We start from the raw sequence: 18,223 nt of genomic DNA on the forward strand, positions 1-18,223 counted from the left end.
AATAACACATGAATTACCTTGACATAATTTTAGGAATTTTACTTTTATATGGCCTTGTAAAGGGTGTAATGAAGGGGCTTTTTGTAGAATTATCATCACTTATAGCCCTTATTGCAGGAATATATGGTGCCACACATTTTTCGGATTATGCCGGGAATTTTTTAGAAAAATCGGTAACCTGGGAACCTCAATACACCAAACTAGCCGCTTTTGCTATTACTTTTGTAGTCATCATATTAGCGGTTTCGGCCCTAGGAAAAATATTGACCAAAATTGCTGATTTTGCCGCCTTAGGTATCGTGAACAAATTACTAGGTGCTGCTTTTGGTTTTTTAAAAATGGGATTTATTGCTAGTGCCATAATTATGTTTTTAGGTCCTTTGAACAACAAGTTAGAACTTATTAAAAAAGAAACGATTGAAAGCTCCTTACTCTATGAAAAAGTAGCTGCTTTTGCACCTTTAATTCTTCCTAAAATAATGAAAGAATTTAAAAAAGACGATGAAAAGCAAGAAGATCAAAGTGTGTAACACCCAAAGATCTAAGATCACATGGCGGCTTTCAGACATAAGAATTATGACTTATTTCTAATTACTCTAGGTATTCACATTTTCACAACTCCTTCACCTGTTTTTTTGGCAACCAACCCGTTTTACCATCGGTAAGTTTTATTTTTTTCCAGCTATCTACCTCTTCAAGCAGTTGCACTTTAGTTCCTTCGTGGAGTGTGAATAGTTTTTCGCTACGTAAATTAGGTTCACTTTGTACCTTTATCTCACCGACATATACCACACCAAAACGATTATTTACTTTGTTTGAAGCTGTTAAAAAAGCAAACAATACACTAAAAATACTTAATAGTAATGAAAACGTCCAACCCGCAAAAAACATTTTTCGTTGTTGTGAGCTTACCGCCCTGTAAAACACCACAAAGCAAATAGCAAAAATAAATACCAATACCACAGACAACCAAGCCCAAGTATCTACACTCCAAAGATTGACAAGTTTTGTATAAACTTCACTTAAAAAGCCCTGAGGTAATACATCAATTTTATCGATACGCATGTTTTTTGCAAACGTATAGTTGGTTAAAATATCATTATTATTAGGCGCTAAGGCTAGTGCTTTTTCATAATTATAAATGCTTGGCCCTACTTTTTGCTGCTTATAATAACTATTCGCTAAATTAAAATATAAATTAGCCGATACATTTCCTGTTTTTACAATAGCTTCATACAACTCCGCTGATTTGGCATAATCCCCTTTATTGTAAGCTTCATTGGCTTGCGAGAATAGCACTTCGTTTTGTTGAGCAATCACAAACAACGGTAAAAACACGCTCAAAAAAATAAAAACTAACTTTTTCATCCTACAACTGTTTATCAATTTTTGCAATTACTTGCGATGCCTTTTTATAATCCTGCTCCATAGTCTGCTGTGTACTTGGCGTATAACGTGCCATATCACAGGTACCTAATAATTGGACATAGCCCTCAATTGCTTCTTCATCTACCGATTTACTCGCTAATAGCTCATGAATATGTTCCTTATTCATTTCACTAGTCTCAATGCGTAATTTTGCCTTTAAATAATTATGCAATGCCTTTTCTAAGGCCACATAAAAATTGGTAGCATCACCTAAATTCTTTTTAGCGGAAGACAGGTATTTTTTTGCCAATTTAGTTGCTTGCCTAGCTTTATTACCATCGGTATCACTCGCATAAGCTGCCGATGTTTTCGTAATTAAAATTACTACAGGCACTACCAACAAAGGCAATAAAAGCGACAACCAATATGCTGTAGTTTTAAAAAATGTAATCTGCTTAATTGGTTTTAAATTAGCTGCTGTTTTTATAAAACTAAATTGAGCTGCGGGTGCTACTACTTTTTGCTGAGCGACTGCATCCGTATTATCATTTGCTCCAGGAGCTTGTTGTGGCACCCCCCCTGCATTTTGTGGTGTGGGTCCTTCAAGTACATTTACAGATAAACTTGATGAGGCTTTTGTTTTATAAACACCTGCTTTAGGATCAAAATAAGAAAACTTAATAGTAGGTATTGGGTAATTTCCTTTGTACTGAGGCACTAATGTATACGTATCAGAAATACTCCCCGACATACCAGACAAACGTGTACGCACATTTTCTTTATGTTCTGGGTCATACATTTCAATTGAGGTAGGGGCCTTTAATTTAGGTAACTGAAATAGCTTTAAATTCCCCTTACCTTGAACCTCTACCTTTACCTGTAATGACTCTGATGCTTTTAAATTATTTTTTGTTTGCGAAACTCTGAAATTAAAACTCCCTACTGCTCCATCAAAACCTGCAGGAGGATTTGCTGGCAATGGCTTTACATTAACAATAGTATTACCGGCAGAAACGTTTTTATTTACCGTATTTGTTAAACGTCGTCCAAAAATATCCCTACGATTAGTTGGCACTTGTACAGGCACCGAAAGTGTTAATGGTGTTAACTTTAACTTTCCTGTTTTTTGGGGATACAACACCACTTTTTTTAGCACTACAAACGCACTTTGCCTTCCTTTGTAAGTTCCATTTTCGGCGCGTAATTGCTTAATTTCAATATTTTGACTCCAAAAATCACGAAATTTTGGACTATCCACTTCTTGTGGCATATTAATAGTTACCTCTGGATCCCAATACAACCGATATTCTAAAGTTACGGCTTCGTTTAAATAGGGGTTTGGGTTAGAAACTTTTGCTACTAAATGCAGACTACGATCGGCTACAAAATCGGGATTTTCACCCTCCGAAGGGTTTTCTACAGCCGATGTTACTTGGATAGCTATCGGTAAGGTCTTGTATCGTTCTCCTTTTACCTGAATACTTGCCTGACCTATTTTAAAAGTACCCACTTTAGTTGGCGTTAAAAAATAAGTAAAGGTTTTTTTATAGGAACTTTTCCCGTTAATCCATGAACGACTCACCGATTGACTTGGACCAGAGCTTACACGGAAACCATTAAAATTAGGCTGCAAAAAATTATCCCCATCAGCATTCATTTCAAACACCACTTTAAGGCGCTCGTTCATTCCTAACTTTTTCTTATTTACTTTAGCTACAAAATTTACCTGTGCCATCAATACACTTGACAGTAAAAGCAATATTCCAGTAAGTAGTTTTTTCAATATCATTTTCTTTTTATTGTTCGTTGTCAGTTATCGGTCCATTTTAACTCGAATTATACATTAAAAATCCATTCTGCCTATAATCAACTGCAAATACTAACGTATAATCTGAATTTAACAAAAGTAATATATAGTACGAAAACTAATTACTTTTCACTTCATACTCGTACTACATACTAACACTAACAAATCTACCAGTCCTTATCCGATTTCACTTTAGGCCCTCGTACTTTTTGTGCATTTATTTTGTCTTGCACTTTCTTTTCTTGGTTTTCCATGGCCTCTAACAAGCTTTTTACCTGATCTGGAGACAATTTCCCTTTACCAGGTCTAGGCTGTTTTTCTTTCTCCTCTTTTTCATCTCCTTTATCACCATCCTTATCCTTTTTATCCTTGGCATCTTTATCCTCCTTATCCTTTTCGTCGGCGTCCTTGTCTTCGTCTTTTTTATCTTTATCCTTATCGGCTTCGTCTTTCTTATTTTCGTCTTCTTTTTTATCCTTGTTATCTTTATTCTCGTTCTCGTCTTTTTTATCTTGATCTTTCTTGTCTTCCTTATCCTTCCCGTCTTTATTATCCTTGCTGTTTTTTTGATCCTTATTTTGATCTTTGTTTTGCTGATCTTGTTGTTTTTTAGCTTGTTTGGCTACGGCTAAATTATAACGCGTTTCATCATCCATAGGATTGTTACGCAACGCATTTTTATAAGCCTCAATCGCCTCATCTGGCTTTTGCATTTGCAAATACGAGTTTCCTAAATTATGATAGGCTATATGCTTTTCTGCTTTGTTTTTTGCTAATGCTGCAGCCTGTTTATTTCGTTGCACCGCTTCCTGAAAACTTTTTGTTTTATAGTAAGAGTAACCTAAATTGTACTTTGCCTTTCCGCTGTTTGGATCTTTTGCTATCGCTTTTCGGTATGACTTTTCCCCTTCGAGTACGTTTCCTTTTAACAACTTATCGTTTCCATCAAAAACAAACTGAAGTGCTTCTTTTTCGTGCTTTGGCAATTCTTTTTTCTTCTGCGCTAAGCAAACTAACCCATTACAAAAAAATAAGGCAGCTATTAAGTATTTTATTGTAGTTTTCATTAGCCCTTCTTTTCTTTAAATAAATCCATTTTTTTAACCCACAATGTTCTTCGATCTAATACAAAAATATCCAATAATAAAAAGAGCAATGCTGCCCCTAAAAACCATTGAAATTGATCTTTAAAATCTGCATATTGTTTGGCTTCAAACTCTTTTTTATCCATATTCTGTAACAAGCCAATAATTTTAGTTACGGCTTGTTGGGTATTAGTACCATCAATATATTCTCCATTGGCTTCGGAGGCAATGTCTTTTAAGGTTTCGGGATTTAAACGTGTAATTACCGTTTCGCCACTTTTATCCTTTTTATAACTCTGTACAATTCCATTACGTTTTAAAGGAATTGGTCCCCCTTTTGGTGTTCCCACACCAATGGTAATAATTTTTATTCCCTCTTTTGCTGCCTCTTCGGCTACATCACCCACATCACCACTATCATGATCCTCACCATCACTAATCAATACTAAAACTCGATTGGTTTGCTCGGCATCATTATAATAGGTTTTTGCTAAGTCAATAGCATCGGTTATAGCAGTTCCCTGAGAAGAAACCATATCCGTATTTAAGGCTTGTAAAAAAGTTTTACCCGAAGCATAATCTGTAGTAATAGGCAGTTGAGGAAAGGCACTTCCCGCGTAAGCGATAATACCAATACGATCACCTACCAAATTATCAATAATTTGTGACACTAAACGTTGTGATTTTGCCAATCGGTTTGGTGCAATATCCTCGGCCAACATACTTTTAGATACGTCTAGTGCAAAAACCAAATCTACTCCCTCTCGTTTTACCGTTTCCATTTTATTTCCCATTTTGGGGTTGACCAAAGCTATAGCCAAACACGCCAAAGCCAAACTGATAAAAATCAATTTTAATATGGGCTTAAAAACAGATCGATTAGGTGCTAAACGATCTAACAAACCAGTACCAGCAAACTTTTTTTGAGTACGCTTACGCCACCAAAAATTTAATATGGCAATTACTACTAAAACAGGTATAATTACCAATAGCCAAAAGTATATTTTATGTTCTAAAAAATAAATTCCCATAGTTATATAAAACTTTTGAATAATGTTTGTTTCAACAAAAATACCAATGCAGTAAGACCAAAGGCTAACAGTGCAAAAAATCGGTATTTTTCTTCGTATTTGGTAAACTTGATTTCTTCTACATCTGTTTTTTCAAGCTTATCAATTTCGGCATAAATTTGCTTCAATTTTTTGTTGTTAGTCGCTCTAAAATACCTCCCTTCGGTTGTTTTTGCAATTTGCTTCAGTAATTTTTCGTCAATTTCAACTTGCACATTTCCGTATTGCAGCGAGCCGTCACTACGTATAGCTACAGGTGACAATGCTGTACCATTTGTTCCTACGCCGATAGTATACACTTTTATCCCGTATTCCAATGCCAATTCGGCTGCAATTGAAGGATCAATAAAACCTGCATTATTTGTTCCATCGGTTAACAAAATGATCACTTTGCTCTTTGCTTTACTATCCTTTAAGCGATTTACTGCCGTTGCCAATCCCATTCCTATTGCTGTTCCCCCTTCGAGCTGTTGCGTGAATTTTAAAGAATTCAACGCACTTAACACGATAGTTTTATCACTGGTCACTGGTGTTTTGGTAAAACTTTCCCCGGCATAGACCACTAAACCTATACGGTCACTTTTACGCCCTTTTATAAAATCTGCCGCCACTCTTTTTAGTGCCTCGAGCCTGTTGGGTTTTAAATCTTTTGCCAACATACTCCCCGAAATATCAATTGCCATAGCAATATCAATTCCTTTGGTTGTTTTGGTTTGTGTAGAAACATCTACATTTTGAGGTCGTGCCAACGCTACAATTAATGATGCCAATGCTAGCATTTGCAATCCAAAAAGCAAGGGTTTTAAACGTGATATGATATCTGAGGTAACTTTAAAGCCCTCCGTTGTTCCTATTTTTAATGATGCCTGCTGATTATTTTTCCGCCACAAATACCATACAATGGCTGCCGGAATACACAGCAACAACCAAAAAAATGCAGGACTTTCAAATGTATATTTTGAAAACATTAGTTATCGCTTTTATTTATTTCAACTGAATTTATAATTCGCTCTTTTACTTTTTCTGAAGCCTTATCTCCTTTTTCGTAAAAAACAAAGACTTGTTGTGCCCCTTGCCCTTCAGCAAAAATCAAAATGGTATATTCAAAATTGATTGTTTTTTCTGTTTCAGGAATTGGATACTCAAAACTTCCAAATACTTTTTTCCCTGCAGTACCGCTTAAGGTTTCAAAATCCTCATCCTTAACCAAAATGTTGGTTCCACCTTGTTGTTCAATTTGTTTAAACACACTTTCTACCCCTTGTTCCACCGTATAACCAATATCCTGACGGAAGGAAAGCGTGTTTACTATAATGTTAAACTTATTTTTAAGCTCTCCATACAGATATACTTGATTTCCGCTTAACACTTGTTGCTGTTGTCCCTCGATTTTAACCGGATTTCTTGTTAAAATTTCGGGGGTGCTTATGGATACTCCTGGTACACCGTAAGTACTGGTTATCCATTCTTGATCCAATAACGCATTACCTGCCTTTCCTAAAACTAAGCCTGTAATTTTATTAAAATTTTGCACTGCAAAAAAGGTGAGTATGGCTGCAATTAATGCAACAACCCCAGCAATGATCATGCTATTTTGTCGCTTTCTTTTACGCTTCGCTTCTTGTTCTAATCGGTAAGTTTCATTTAGTAATAATTGCTCTTCTGTTAACTCCGGTTTCCCTTCATTTACTTTTTGAATAAAACTTGTGATTATTTGCTTATCAAATTGCGCTGTTTCCAATGAAGGATTCATGGCGGCAAATTTTGCGTAATCCGCATTTTGAAGTGTATTTTTAAATTCAGCAATAGCTTCTTTATTTAAAGAAACATCACCCATTTTTACCTTTAAATTCAAGGCTGTAATTAGCTCATCGGTAGTACTCTCCAATGCATGCTCCGTAAGCTCTTCTTCTAAATATTTTTTTGCAATATCTGTTAATTGAGAATAATATTCTTTGTATTTATTTTCACTCAACAAACTTTCTACCGGCACTCTTTCTAAAGCTAATAATGTTTTATCATAAATGGGTAATAAGGATTCGGGATCTACCTTTTTTTGACCAAATCGCCATACTAAAAACATTACTAGACCAATTACTAAAAGTCCTCCAATAATCCAATAGACAATTTGCATCCAGTCCGTTTCGGAATGATCCTCAACAGCCATAATTCCTTTTACATCATACAACTTTGTCTTGGAGGTATCCACCACTACATCTCTTACTTCTAGCGCAAGCGAATCTGTATAAAATGTTTTATCGCCTATAATTACTTTTTGCCTTGGAATATAATAGTGTCCCGAATCGAATTGTGTTAAGGCATATTGCTTTAATAAACGGTATTTTCCTCCTTCGTCTAACGTATCAATTTTAAAAGATTCCAACACCTCTAAAGGATTAAAACTATCTCCTTCGGGGAATACGACATTCTTCCCTTTATTCCCTTCTACTTGAATGGCATAATTTACTATTGAGCCTATTTTTATAGAAGTGGAATCAATGGCATTCCTAACCTGAAATTGATTTTGAGCATTCATTACTGAAAACCCAAAAAACAATACACAGTATAGCACTTTTAGCACTATTTTTTTTTGAATATATGTTCTGAAATTATATTGCATCTTTAATTTCTTCGTTTAAAATAGCCTAATAGCTTTTTAACGTAATTTTCGTTAGTACCACAGCTTACTGTTCCCGACCCACTTTTACTAAAACCTTGTTCAAAATAAGCTACCTTTTCTGCATAATAAGTTGCATAATTTTTACGCATAGCCCGCGAAGATGTGTTGACTAATTGTACTTGACCCGTTTCCTGATCATGCATTTGTACTACACCTAAATTAGGAATTTCAATTTCGGATTTATCAAATACGCGAATACCAGTAAGGTCATGCCTACCCGAAACAATTTTTAAAGTTTGCAGGTAATCATCGGCTATAAAATCGGAAAGCACAAATACAATGGCTTTCTTTTTTTGCACATTACTCAAGTATTTTAATGCCTGAGAAACGTTGGTTTTATTACTCTTTGGCTTAAATTCGATCAGCTCTCTAATGATTCGCAACACATGTGAACGTCCTTTTTTTGGAGGAATAAATAACTCAATATCATCGGTAAACAAAATGAGTCCCACTTTATCATTATTCTGCGTTGCCGAAAAAGCTAATGTCGCCGCAATTTCGGTTATGGTTTCTTTTTTAAATTGATTTTCGGTTCCAAACAATTGGGATCCCGAAACATCCACCATAAGCATTAGTGTAAGCTCGCGTTCTTCTTCGAATACCTTTATATAAGGTTCATTATAACGGGCAGTTACATTCCAATCAATAGCGCGAACATCATCGCCAAATTGGTATTGGCGCACCTCGCTAAATGTCATACCACGACCTTTAAAGGTAGAATGATATTCTCCTCCAAAAACATGATCACTCACACGACGTGTTTTGATCTCAATTTTTCGTACTTTTTTTAATAATTCTTTTGTATCCATCTTTTAGTTGCGAGTTAAAAGTTGTGAGTTGTGAGGGTTGTATTTTACTACCAACGAACAACTGACAACTGACAACTATTTTTAAGGTACTTCAATTTCATTTACAATTTGGCTAATAATATCCTCAGTGGTGATATTTTCAGCTTCGGCCTCATAGGTAATCCCTATACGATGACGTAATACATCGGTTACCACGGCACGAACATCTTCGGGAATCACATAACCACGACGCTTGATAAACGCATAACATTTTGCCGCTGTGGCTAAACTAATACTACCACGTGGCGAAGATCCAAAATTGATTAATGGCTTTAAATCTGGAAGATTATATTTTTCTGGATAACGAGTTGCAAAAACGATATCCAATATATATTTTTCAATTTTTTCGTCCATATATACTGTACGAACTGCTTTTTGAGCTTTCAAAATCTGCTCTGTACTAACTACTGGATTTACGGTTTCAAAACTACCAGATAAGTTTGCACGCATAATCAATTGCTCCTCTTCTAACTTAGGATAATCGATAACCACTTTAAGCATAAAACGGTCCATTTGTGCTTCGGGTAATGGGTATGTTCCCTCTTGATCTACTGGGTTTTGAGTTGCCATTACTAAAAACGGCTTATCCAATTTAAAAGTTTCATCACCAATGGTTACCTGCTTTTCCTGCATGGCTTCCAACAAAGCACTCTGCACTTTGGCAGGAGCACGGTTGATCTCATCGGCCAATACAAAATTGGCAAAAATAGGTCCTTTTTTAATAAGGAAATCATTCTCCTTCATATTATATATAAGCGTACCTACCACGTCCGCGGGTAATAAATCTGGAGTAAATTGCACACGACTAAAGCTTCCTTGTACTGCTTTAGATAGTGTATTTATGGCAAGGGTTTTTGCTAATCCTGGCACCCCTTCTAATAAAATATGTCCTTCGCCCAAAAGTCCGATTAGCAAACGCTCAATCATATATTTTTGTCCGACAATTACTTTATTTAGCTCTATGGTTAGCAAATCGATAAATGCTGATTCTTTTTCAATCTGTTCATTTATCATTCTAATATCAACTGTAGCGGTTTGTTCCATTATTGATTAATTTTAATGTCGTGAATTTACTATTCCTATTTTAACCCTGCAAGTAGCAGACAAGCTAACAAACATTACTTATTTAAAACAAGGGTCAATTTTATATTTTATACTATATTTAACCTAATTGAGTTTTTTCCTTACAGAAAAAATTACCGGTTTACCTTATAGCTTGTTTTTAAAACAACTATTTTGCTATTCGGTAAACACCTAATAGTAAACGAATGTGCAAAATGCGTGTTGCATTTTTTTAAAATAAATTTATTTAACAATTTTGATTTCTTTCCCTTATGATTAATAAAAGGCTTTTAATCAAAAACTTACTAGCCCACAATAACGAAAACAGTTTTTACGATAAAAAACTACGCATTCAGTTATCGGAAAAAGAAGGAAAAGCTAAATTTTTAAAACACGTTTGTGCACTTTCTAATTCTAACCCCAAAAACAACTCATTTATTGTTATTGGTGTTAAAGATGAAGACAATCAAATTACGGGTGTTGATTTTTTTGATGATAGTAAAATTCAAAATTTAATTAATGCCTATTTGAAAAATCCTCCGGTGGTTTCCTATGAAAACATTGCTTTTCCTCACCTCCCTCCGGATAAGGTTGTCGGTTTAGTCACCATACACCCAACAAATACCGAGGTGTGTATGCTCAAAAAAAACATTTGGAAATACCCCAAAAGTGCGGTTTTTTTAAGAGATGGCAGCATGAGCATGCCCAAAAATGAAACTATTGAATTAAAAGATTACAATTCAAAATTAGTTGCGGCTATTGAAAGTCATTCGCAAAACAACATGGAATATACCCTAGATGGCGTGTTTGATTTTATGAAAGCGAGAAAAAAATACAAGCCAAATTACAAGGTGTTTCAGGAGTATTTTGTGGTATGCTGGGCTGGAAAAGAAAAACGGGTTAAAAATAACACCTATTATTCTAGGGTTGACATTGAACTTATTAATGAACAAGTCCGATTATTTTATTCGGAATTTGACGAAGTAAGCATTGAAATGACCGAAAATGAATTTATAATTACCGAATTTATCAGCTTAGGTTATGATGGTACACATAAATATTATCCCTTTGAAAAAATGCGGATCCAATTTAAAAACAACGTTTCCTACGAAATGGGCTATGAACTGTTGTTTGAACCACCCACGTTTGCTCCTTCGGTTACCGACTTTTTAATCAAAAAAAATGAAGCCCTACTCACTAAACTAAATAACAATATTACTTTAGCTCACAAAGAAAAAAATTGGCTAAAAGAACTACCCACAACTTATCTAATTTGTTATTTAAATGGTGTAACATCTGCACTAGACAAACTAAATGAGGCAAAACCCATACTTAAAAAGCATTCTGCTGAAATTTATAAATTATACAAAGACACCATGCGTGTCATTAGAAAAATACGCTATAACTAATTTATGTTAACACACCGAACCTTTGCTATTGGCGATATCCACGGAGGACTTAAAGCCCTTGAACAATTACTTTTTAAACTTAAACTTGTACCTGAAGATCATCTTATTTTTTTAGGGGATTATGTAGACGGCTGGAGCCAGAGCGCCGAAACTATTTTCTTTTTAATGGAATTAGCCACCAAACATAAATGCACATTTATTAGAGGAAATCACGATGCACTTTGTTATAATTGGCTAAAAACAGGTATTCATACAGATCAATGGATTATTCATGGAGGACAAGCCACTAAGGATAGTTATGCTAAATTTTCGCAAGATGAAATAAAAGCTCAGTTTCAATTTTTTGAAGGCTTAGAAAACTATGTCATTTTAAACGAAAGTAAACTTTTTTTACATGCCGGCTTTACCAATTTACACGGGCCACATAAGGAATACTTTGAAGAGCTTTATTATTGGGATCGTACCCTATGGGAATTAGCGCTTTCTGTTGACCCAAAACTATCTAAAAATGATCTTTTATACCCCAAACGTCTAAGTCTTTTTGACGAAGTATACATTGGCCACACACCAGTTACACGCATAAACAAAACAACGCCCGTTAATGCAGCTTGCGTTTGGAATGTAGATACTGGCGCTGCTTTTAAAGGCCCACTAACGGCTATTGATATTGATAGCAAAGAGATTTTTCAAAGTGATCCCGCACACCTGCTTTACCCGGATGAACGCGGCAGGAACTAGGCTAGTTGGTAGTTGGTAGTTGGTAGTTGGTAGTTGGTAGTTGGTAGTTGGTAGTTGGTAGTTGGTAGTTGGTAGTTGGTAGTTGGTAGTTGGTAGTTGGTAGTTGGTAGTTGGTAGTTGGTAGTTGGTAGTTGGTAGTTGGTAGTTGGTAGTTGGTAGTTGGTAGTTGGTAGTTGGTAGTTGGTAGTTGGTAGTTGGTAGTTGGTAGTTGGTAGTTGGTAGTTGGTAGTTGGTAGTTGGTAGTTGGTAGTTGGTAGTTGGTAGTTGGTAGTTGGTAGTTGGTAGTTGGTAGTTGGTAGTTGGTAGTTGGTAGTTGGTAGTTGGTAGTTGGTAGTTGGTAGTTGGTAGTTGGTAGTTGGTAGTTGGTAGTTGGTAGTTGGTAGTTGGTAGTTGGTAGTTGGTAGTTGGTAGTTGGTAGTTGGTAGTTGGTAGTTGGTAGTTGGTAGTTGGTAGTTGGTAGTTGGTAGTTGGTAGTTGGTAGTTGGTAGTTGGTAGTTGGTAGTTGGTAGTTGGTAGTTGGTAGTTGGTAGTTGGTAGTTGGTAGTTGGTAGTTGGTAGTTGGTAGTTGGTAGTTGGTAGTTGGTAGTTGGTAGTTGGTAGTTGGTAGTTAGGCAACTGACTCCCAATATGTATATTGTGCATTTTTCTAGTTTTTCAATAAAAATATATACCCCTATATTAAATTCAACTTTTTTGTTTTTTTTGGAATTTAAAAATTAACACTTGTATAAAATATCAACAAATTTTTATAACTTGAGCTTATAATTTTAATGTACAAAACACATAACTATGGGATTATTTTCATTTATTAAAAATGCCGGAGCAGCTATCGGAATTGGAAAATCAACAGCTGAAGAAGCTGCCGAAAAAGCGGAAGCAATTGCAGCAGCTAACGAAGCTGCCGCTGCTAAAATGGTACAAACTGCTTCTGATCTTGGTTTAGAAGTTCAAAATATGCAAGTTATTATTAATGATGACACCGCAATTGTAAGTGGTTTAGCTGCTGACCAAGCAACTAAAGAAAAAGTAGTTTTAGTAGTGGGTAATACAGCTGGTATTGCTCAAGTTGATGACCAAATGGAAGTTGAAATTCAGGAGCCTGAAGCTATTTTCCATACTGTTGTTAGTGGAGACACTTTAAGTAAAATTGCTAAAAAAGTATATGGGAATGCAATGAAGTATCCGGTTATTTTTGAAGCTAACAAGCCTATGCTAACTCACCCAGATAAAATTTATCCAGGTCAAGTATTACGTATTCCAGCATTGGACGCGTAACACCACATAGCAATAAACAAAAAGAGGCTATACCAAATGGTATAGCCTCTTTTTGTTGGTGAATACTTATTTACATACACCCTTGTATTTAGATTAGTATTGAACCAATAACTTTTTCACCATACCATTTGACGCTTTTACAAAATAAACTCCCACAGTAAGACCAGAAATATCTAGTGCTGTATTTGTATGTGAATTAATTTTTTCGGTTTGAACTAAACCTCCCAAAGCATTATAAATCTCAATACTTAATACCGGCTGAGTATCGTCTTCGTAATAAAGAGAAACTATATCCTTAGCTGGGTTGGGAAGCACATTGATTCCTTCAAACGCAGTAGCCTCTTCAACAACTAGTTGCTTTGCCCCAGATGAACTTGAACTAAAACTAGGATTAATCCACCACTTTCCAAAGTTGTTTGGCTCCTTAATAGATCTTGTTCCATCATCATTAAATTTTTTGTGCATGATTAGTTTTGGATACTCTCCATTTTCTAAGGCTAGTACTGATTGCTTTTCATTACCTGCTGGAAGTATTTTAAACAATCCATTGTAATCTGTTTTACGTAAAATCCATTTGGGCTTATCATTACCTGCATAATTTAAAAAAGGATAAACGCTTTCTTGTGCATTGGTCTTTAATTCAGTTTCCGTATAGCCTTTATGTGTTTCTAAATACATGCCGGTATCCACATTTTTAATATGATAATAATATGGTGGCACCCACTCAAATTCCCATTTAACTGAATTATTTCCAACGCCTTCTTTTGTTACCAAACTATAAGTACCTGCTCCTTTTGAAGCCAAATTTTTATTGATGTCTCCAGCGTTTACAATTTTATAAACTCCATTATTCCTTAAAGCAACAGGCTCATCAATTGCATTTAAAAGTACTTTCCCACTTCCAAACTGTGAATGGTCAATAGCAATAGCTCCTCCATTGTTTGGCACATTGATTCTGCACTCTTTATTCCAATTTTTAAATCCTGTATTACCCGTAATAGTAATCGATCTTGAAACAAATTCCTGATTGGCATCAATACCCTCTCCTGTTTTTAATCTATTTTCATAATATCTGAAATCAATATAACTCGCATTATATGGATAAGCATTTGACAAATTATTGTTCGCAATAGTAATATTAGTTGGCGCATACCCATTTACAAAAAAGTTATATTCACCGGTTACTACATTATTACTTATTGTAAAATCCGTTACTGCTTGCAATTCACTATCCAAAGTGATTATTCTACTTCTTTCAAAATTCTTAGGTGGCGCTGGAGATGCGTTACAAACAAACTCGTTTCCTATGATTAAAAAGTCATTTGAAAACTCTTCGGCATGAATCATATCAACTAAAGCGGTATCATCTGTGAATTTATTATTTGACACTACGATATTTTTGATTCTCGAAAATGCTACACCAGTGTTTACAAAATCACATTCGTTAATATATGTTCCGTTACCACTCCAAACTACAGGATAAGATGTATTTCCTGCATCCAATGAAATTCCTCTGGAATCAAATCCAAAATCACCACTTGGAGGTAATGGTTCAAATTTACACCTATTAAATGTTACTTTTTTCATCCCGTTTACACGAGTCCTACGATCATTGATATATCCAATTCTCCCAAAATCTAAAAAAGATACATTTTTAAAATCTGCTTGCATTCCATTACCTGCAAAACAGCTATAAAAACCACCTCTTAATTCCACATTAGTAAACTCAATACCTTCGTATTGATCGTTAGCAGTATATCCAGGGTTTGTAAAATTAGTATTGTAGCGTTCTGAACGCGCATCGATAAGTACTACTTCATTATTTACTGCGGTGATTTTTATGTTTTTAAACTTCACTCCGTTTGAGCGAATTAGAAAAGAAACCACATTTGTCAAATTGGTACTTATACCAGAAGTTCCTCGAACACTCGGATCATAAGCACCAGAATAAGCACCTTCAAAAGTAATTGCTTTATCAACCAAAATAGGCAAACCACTCATATCGTAATCATTGCCTTCTCCTCCATCTACAAAATATATCAAATCACCATCGTCGGCATTGTTAACAAGCGTCTGAAGAATATCCCTTCCTTGCTTTTTATTGATATACCAAGTTTTGGCATTAACAAGGTTAAAAACACATATAAAAGCAATTAATACTAATTGCGAAAATAAACCCATTGGGTTATTTTTCGAAAACGTAAACTGGGGCATAGTTATTTGTTTTTGAATTTGATCGTGCAAACATACGCCATTTAAATCAAACGTAATACAATTCTTACTAATAAATTAATATTTGCAAAATACTTACAAAAAATTACATATTACTGATAATCAGTCAAATTAAAAAACAAAACATCATTAATCCTTTAATGAATTCAACTTAAAAAACCACAATACGCAATAAAATCAGATTAAATGCACATAATTAGTACGGCAAAAAAGGGTTTATAAAACAAAAAATCGCCTAAATATAAATTTAGACGATCTTTCAATTTTGGTTGGTTAACGTTATTTAAACTATAGTAATTATTACTGAACCAATAACTTTTTCACCATACCATTTGACGCTTTCACAAAATAAACTCCTGTAGTAAGACCAGAAATATCCAATGCTGTATTTGTATGTGAATTAATTTTTTCTGTTTGAACTAAACCTCCTATAGCATTATAAATCTCAATACTTAATACGGGTTGAGTATCATCTTCATAATAAAGAGAAACTATATCATTAGCAGGATTAGGAAACACATTTATTCCCTCAAACGTTTTCGTTTCTTCAATAGCGAATTGTTTTGCTCCCGATGAACCTGAACTAAAACTAGGGTTAATCCACCATTTTCCAAAATTGTTTGGCTCCTTAATAGATCTTGTACCATCATTATTAAACTTTTTGTGCATAATTAATTTTGGATAAGCACCATTTTCTAGCGCAAGCACTGATTGTTTTTCATTACCTGCTGGTAATATTTTAAACAATCCATTGTAATCCGTTTTACGTAAAATCCATTTTGGCTTATCGTTCCATGCATAGTTTAAAAAAGGATAAACGCTTTCTTGTGCATTGGTCTTTATTTCAGTCTCTGTATAACCTTTATGTGTTTCTAAATACATCCCAGTGTCCACATTTTTAATATGGTAGTAATATGGTGGTACCCACTCAAATTCCCATTTAACTGAATTATTTCCTACACCTTCTTTTGTTATTAAACCATAAGAGCCTGCTCCATTTGAAGCCAGATTTTTATTGATGTTTCCTGCATTTACTATTTCATAAATTCCATTATTTCTTAAAGCAACAGGTTCATTAATTGCATTTAAAACTACTTTACCGCTTCCAAACTGTGAATTATCTATAGTAATAGCTCCTCCATTGTTCGGTACATTAAGTCTACATTCTTTATTCCAATTTTTAAATCCTGTATTACCCGTAATGGTAATCGCTCTTGAAACAAATTCCTGATTGGCATCAATACCCTCACCTGTTTTAAATCTATTCTCATAATACCTGAAATCAATATAACTCGCATTATATGGGTAGGCATTTGATAAATTATTGTTCTTAATAGTTATGTTAGTTGGCGCATAACCATTTACAAAAAAGTTATACTCACCAGTGACTACATTATTACTTATTGTAAAATCTGTTACTGCTTGTAATTCGCTATCCAAAGTAATTATTCTACTTCTTTCAAAGTTCCTTGGTGCTGCTGGAGATGCGTTACAAACAAACTCGTTTCCTGTGATTAAAAAATCATTTGAAAACTCTTCGGCATGAATCATATCAACTAAAGCGGTATCATCTGTGAATTTATTGTTTGATACTACGATATTTTTAATTCTTGAAAATGCTACACCAGTATTAACAAAATCACATTCGTTAATATATGTTCCGTTACCACTCCATACTACAGGATAAGATGTATTCCCTGCATCCAATGAAATTCCTCTGGAATCAAATCCAAAATCACCACTTGGAGGTAAAGGTTCAAATTTACATCTATTAAATGTTACTTTTTTCATCCCGTTTACACGAGTCCTACGATCATTAATGTATCCAATTCTTCCAAAATTTAAAAAGGATACATTTTTAAAATCTGCTTGCATTCCATTACCAGCAAAACAGCTATAAAAACCACCTCTTAATTCCACATTAGTAAACTCAATACCTTCGTACTGGTCATTTACTGTATATCCAGGATTTGTAAAATTTGTATTATAAAGTTCCGAACGACCGTCCATAAGTACTACATCATTATTGATAGCAGTAATTTTTATGTTTTTAAACTTTACTCCATTTGAGCGAATTAGAAAAGAAACTACATTCACTAAATTGGTTTGGATCCCTGAAGCTCCTCGAGTAGTTTGATTATAACCAACAGGAGTATAGCCTAAAAAGGTAATTGCTTTGTCTACTAAAATAGGAGGACCACTCATATCATAATCATTTCCTACTCCACCATTAATAAAATAAATTAAATCTCCATCATTGGCATTTGTAATTAAAGCCTGGAGTGTATTTCTTCCTTGGTTTTTATTGATATACCAAATTTCGGCTTTGGCTATATTGTAGGTAAATAAAAAAAGAATAAGAACTAGGGGTAAGGTAAATAGCTTCCTAGAGGCATTTACCGAAAACGTTAACTGGGGCATAGTCGTCTGTTTTTAAATTAATTACTATGCAAACATAACATTTTTTATCATATTGTCAAAATATTCCTACTAATATTAACATAAAATCAATACTGACAATCTTTATAAAAAACACACAAAACCTTTAAAAACACTTAATTTACTGTAAATCAGTATAATAAAACAATAAAATACATTTTTAATACAAAAAACGTTAAGTGCAAAAAAGAACGATAAAATACCACTATA

Annotated in this window: 15 protein-coding genes; 4 read left to right on the forward strand and 11 right to left on the reverse strand. The window is 34.5% G+C overall.

Features of this window, described 5'->3' with window-relative positions:
* Nucleotides 1-8: 8 nt before the first annotated feature.
* On the forward strand, nt 9-530 hold the full coding sequence (locus tag KQA_RS0213595) for a CvpA family protein (protein ID WP_010181963.1): 522 nt from the start codon (nt 9-11) through the stop codon (nt 528-530).
* Nucleotides 531-612: 82 nt separating this feature from the next.
* Here KQA_RS0213595 and KQA_RS0213600 read toward each other — a convergent pair whose 3' ends face one another.
* The 8 genes from KQA_RS0213600 to KQA_RS0213635 form a co-directional block, all read right to left on the reverse strand.
* Entirely contained in the window at nt 613-1,368 is a 756-nt protein-coding gene (locus KQA_RS0213600) for a tetratricopeptide repeat protein (protein ID WP_010181964.1), read from the reverse strand.
* Nucleotide 1,369: 1 nt separating this feature from the next.
* Nucleotides 1,370-3,157, reverse strand: coding sequence for a BatD family protein (locus tag KQA_RS0213605; protein WP_010181965.1), 1,788 nt, complete (start codon nt 3,155-3,157; stop codon nt 1,370-1,372).
* A gap of 185 nt (nt 3,158-3,342) precedes the next feature.
* Nucleotides 3,343-4,242 carry a tetratricopeptide repeat protein gene (locus tag KQA_RS0213610; RefSeq protein WP_010181966.1) on the reverse strand — a complete coding sequence of 300 codons (900 nt, stop codon included), beginning with the start codon at nt 4,240-4,242 and terminating at the stop codon, nt 3,343-3,345.
* Nucleotides 4,242-5,291, reverse strand: coding sequence for a vWA domain-containing protein (locus KQA_RS0213615; protein ID WP_010181967.1), 1,050 nt, complete (start codon nt 5,289-5,291; stop codon nt 4,242-4,244). The genes KQA_RS0213610 and KQA_RS0213615 overlap by 1 nt, the downstream gene beginning before the upstream one ends.
* A 2-nt stretch (nt 5,292-5,293) precedes the next feature.
* A complete protein-coding gene (locus KQA_RS0213620; protein ID WP_010181968.1) occupies nt 5,294-6,298 on the reverse strand; it encodes a vWA domain-containing protein in 1,005 nt (334 codons plus the stop codon).
* Nucleotides 6,298-7,950: a hypothetical protein gene (locus KQA_RS0213625; RefSeq protein ID WP_010181970.1), complete on the reverse strand. Its 1,653-nt coding sequence runs from the start codon at nt 7,948-7,950 to the stop codon at nt 6,298-6,300. The genes KQA_RS0213620 and KQA_RS0213625 overlap by 1 nt, the downstream gene beginning before the upstream one ends.
* Nucleotides 7,951-7,952: 2 nt before the next feature.
* Complete coding sequence (locus KQA_RS0213630; protein WP_010181971.1) at nt 7,953-8,819, reverse strand: DUF58 domain-containing protein; 867 nt, start codon at nt 8,817-8,819, stop codon at nt 7,953-7,955.
* Between the two features lie 81 nt (nt 8,820-8,900).
* Nucleotides 8,901-9,902, reverse strand: a complete 1,002-nt coding sequence (locus KQA_RS0213635; protein WP_010181972.1) for an AAA family ATPase — start codon at nt 9,900-9,902, stop codon at nt 8,901-8,903.
* Between the two features lie 290 nt (nt 9,903-10,192).
* Here KQA_RS0213635 and KQA_RS0213640 point away from each other — a divergent pair, with 290 nt between their 5' ends.
* On the forward strand, nt 10,193-11,329 hold the full coding sequence (locus tag KQA_RS0213640; protein ID WP_010181973.1) for an ATP-binding protein: 1,137 nt from the start codon (nt 10,193-10,195) through the stop codon (nt 11,327-11,329).
* A gap of 3 nt (nt 11,330-11,332) precedes the next feature.
* The gene (locus tag KQA_RS0213645) at nt 11,333-12,067 is read left to right on the forward strand and encodes a metallophosphoesterase family protein (protein WP_010181974.1); all 735 of its coding nucleotides are present in this window, start codon (nt 11,333-11,335) and stop codon (nt 12,065-12,067) included.
* Here the strand turns inward: KQA_RS0213645 and KQA_RS0213650 are convergent.
* Nucleotides 12,064-12,693 carry a hypothetical protein gene (locus KQA_RS0213650; protein WP_010181975.1) on the reverse strand — a complete coding sequence of 210 codons (630 nt, stop codon included), beginning with the start codon at nt 12,691-12,693 and terminating at the stop codon, nt 12,064-12,066. The two genes, KQA_RS0213645 and KQA_RS0213650, sit on opposite strands and share 4 nt — an antisense overlap.
* Before the next feature lie 163 nt (nt 12,694-12,856).
* On the opposite strand from KQA_RS0213650, the gene lysM reads away from it, so the two are divergent.
* On the forward strand, nt 12,857-13,342 hold the full coding sequence (lysM, locus tag KQA_RS0213655; RefSeq protein WP_010181976.1) for a peptidoglycan-binding protein LysM: 486 nt from the start codon (nt 12,857-12,859) through the stop codon (nt 13,340-13,342).
* 93 nt (nt 13,343-13,435) lie between these two features.
* Here the strand turns inward: lysM and KQA_RS0213660 are convergent, their stop codons facing one another.
* Nucleotides 13,436-15,556, reverse strand: coding sequence for a T9SS type A sorting domain-containing protein (locus KQA_RS0213660; RefSeq protein ID WP_010181977.1), 2,121 nt, complete (start codon nt 15,554-15,556; stop codon nt 13,436-13,438).
* Between the two features lie 318 nt (nt 15,557-15,874).
* A complete protein-coding gene (locus KQA_RS0213665; protein WP_010181978.1) occupies nt 15,875-17,995 on the reverse strand; it encodes a T9SS type A sorting domain-containing protein in 2,121 nt (706 codons plus the stop codon).
* Nucleotides 17,996-18,223 lie beyond the last annotated feature (228 nt).

The sequence above is a fragment of the Aquimarina agarilytica ZC1 genome, from assembly GCF_000255455.1.
GTDB lineage: Bacteria > Bacteroidota > Bacteroidia > Flavobacteriales > Flavobacteriaceae > Aquimarina > Aquimarina agarilytica.

Excerpts from the sequence above, each read along its gene's own strand:
- KQA_RS0213595 (WP_010181963.1), top strand. The coding sequence starts at position 9 with ATGAATTACCTTGACATAATTTTAGGAATTTTACTTTTATATGGCCTT.
- KQA_RS0213615 (WP_010181967.1), bottom strand. The coding sequence starts at position 5,291 with ATGGGAATTTATTTTTTAGAACATAAAATATACTTTTGGCTATTGGTA.
- KQA_RS0213610 (WP_010181966.1), bottom strand. The coding sequence starts at position 4,242 with ATGAAAACTACAATAAAATACTTAATAGCTGCCTTATTTTTTTGTAAT.
- KQA_RS0213625 (WP_010181970.1), bottom strand. The coding sequence starts at position 7,950 with ATGCAATATAATTTCAGAACATATATTCAAAAAAAAATAGTGCTAAAA.
- KQA_RS0213605 (WP_010181965.1), bottom strand. The coding sequence starts at position 3,157 with ATGATATTGAAAAAACTACTTACTGGAATATTGCTTTTACTGTCAAGT.
- KQA_RS0213660 (WP_010181977.1), bottom strand. The coding sequence starts at position 15,556 with ATGCCCCAGTTTACGTTTTCGAAAAATAACCCAATGGGTTTATTTTCG.
- KQA_RS0213600 (WP_010181964.1), bottom strand. The coding sequence starts at position 1,368 with ATGAAAAAGTTAGTTTTTATTTTTTTGAGCGTGTTTTTACCGTTGTTT.
- KQA_RS0213630 (WP_010181971.1), bottom strand. The coding sequence starts at position 8,819 with ATGGATACAAAAGAATTATTAAAAAAAGTACGAAAAATTGAGATCAAA.
- KQA_RS0213620 (WP_010181968.1), bottom strand. The coding sequence starts at position 6,298 with ATGTTTTCAAAATATACATTTGAAAGTCCTGCATTTTTTTGGTTGTTG.
- KQA_RS0213635 (WP_010181972.1), bottom strand. The coding sequence starts at position 9,902 with ATGGAACAAACCGCTACAGTTGATATTAGAATGATAAATGAACAGATT.
- lysM (WP_010181976.1), top strand. The coding sequence starts at position 12,857 with ATGGGATTATTTTCATTTATTAAAAATGCCGGAGCAGCTATCGGAATT.
- KQA_RS0213640 (WP_010181973.1), top strand. The coding sequence starts at position 10,193 with ATGATTAATAAAAGGCTTTTAATCAAAAACTTACTAGCCCACAATAAC.
- KQA_RS0213665 (WP_010181978.1), bottom strand. The coding sequence starts at position 17,995 with ATGCCCCAGTTAACGTTTTCGGTAAATGCCTCTAGGAAGCTATTTACC.
- KQA_RS0213645 (WP_010181974.1), top strand. The coding sequence starts at position 11,333 with ATGTTAACACACCGAACCTTTGCTATTGGCGATATCCACGGAGGACTT.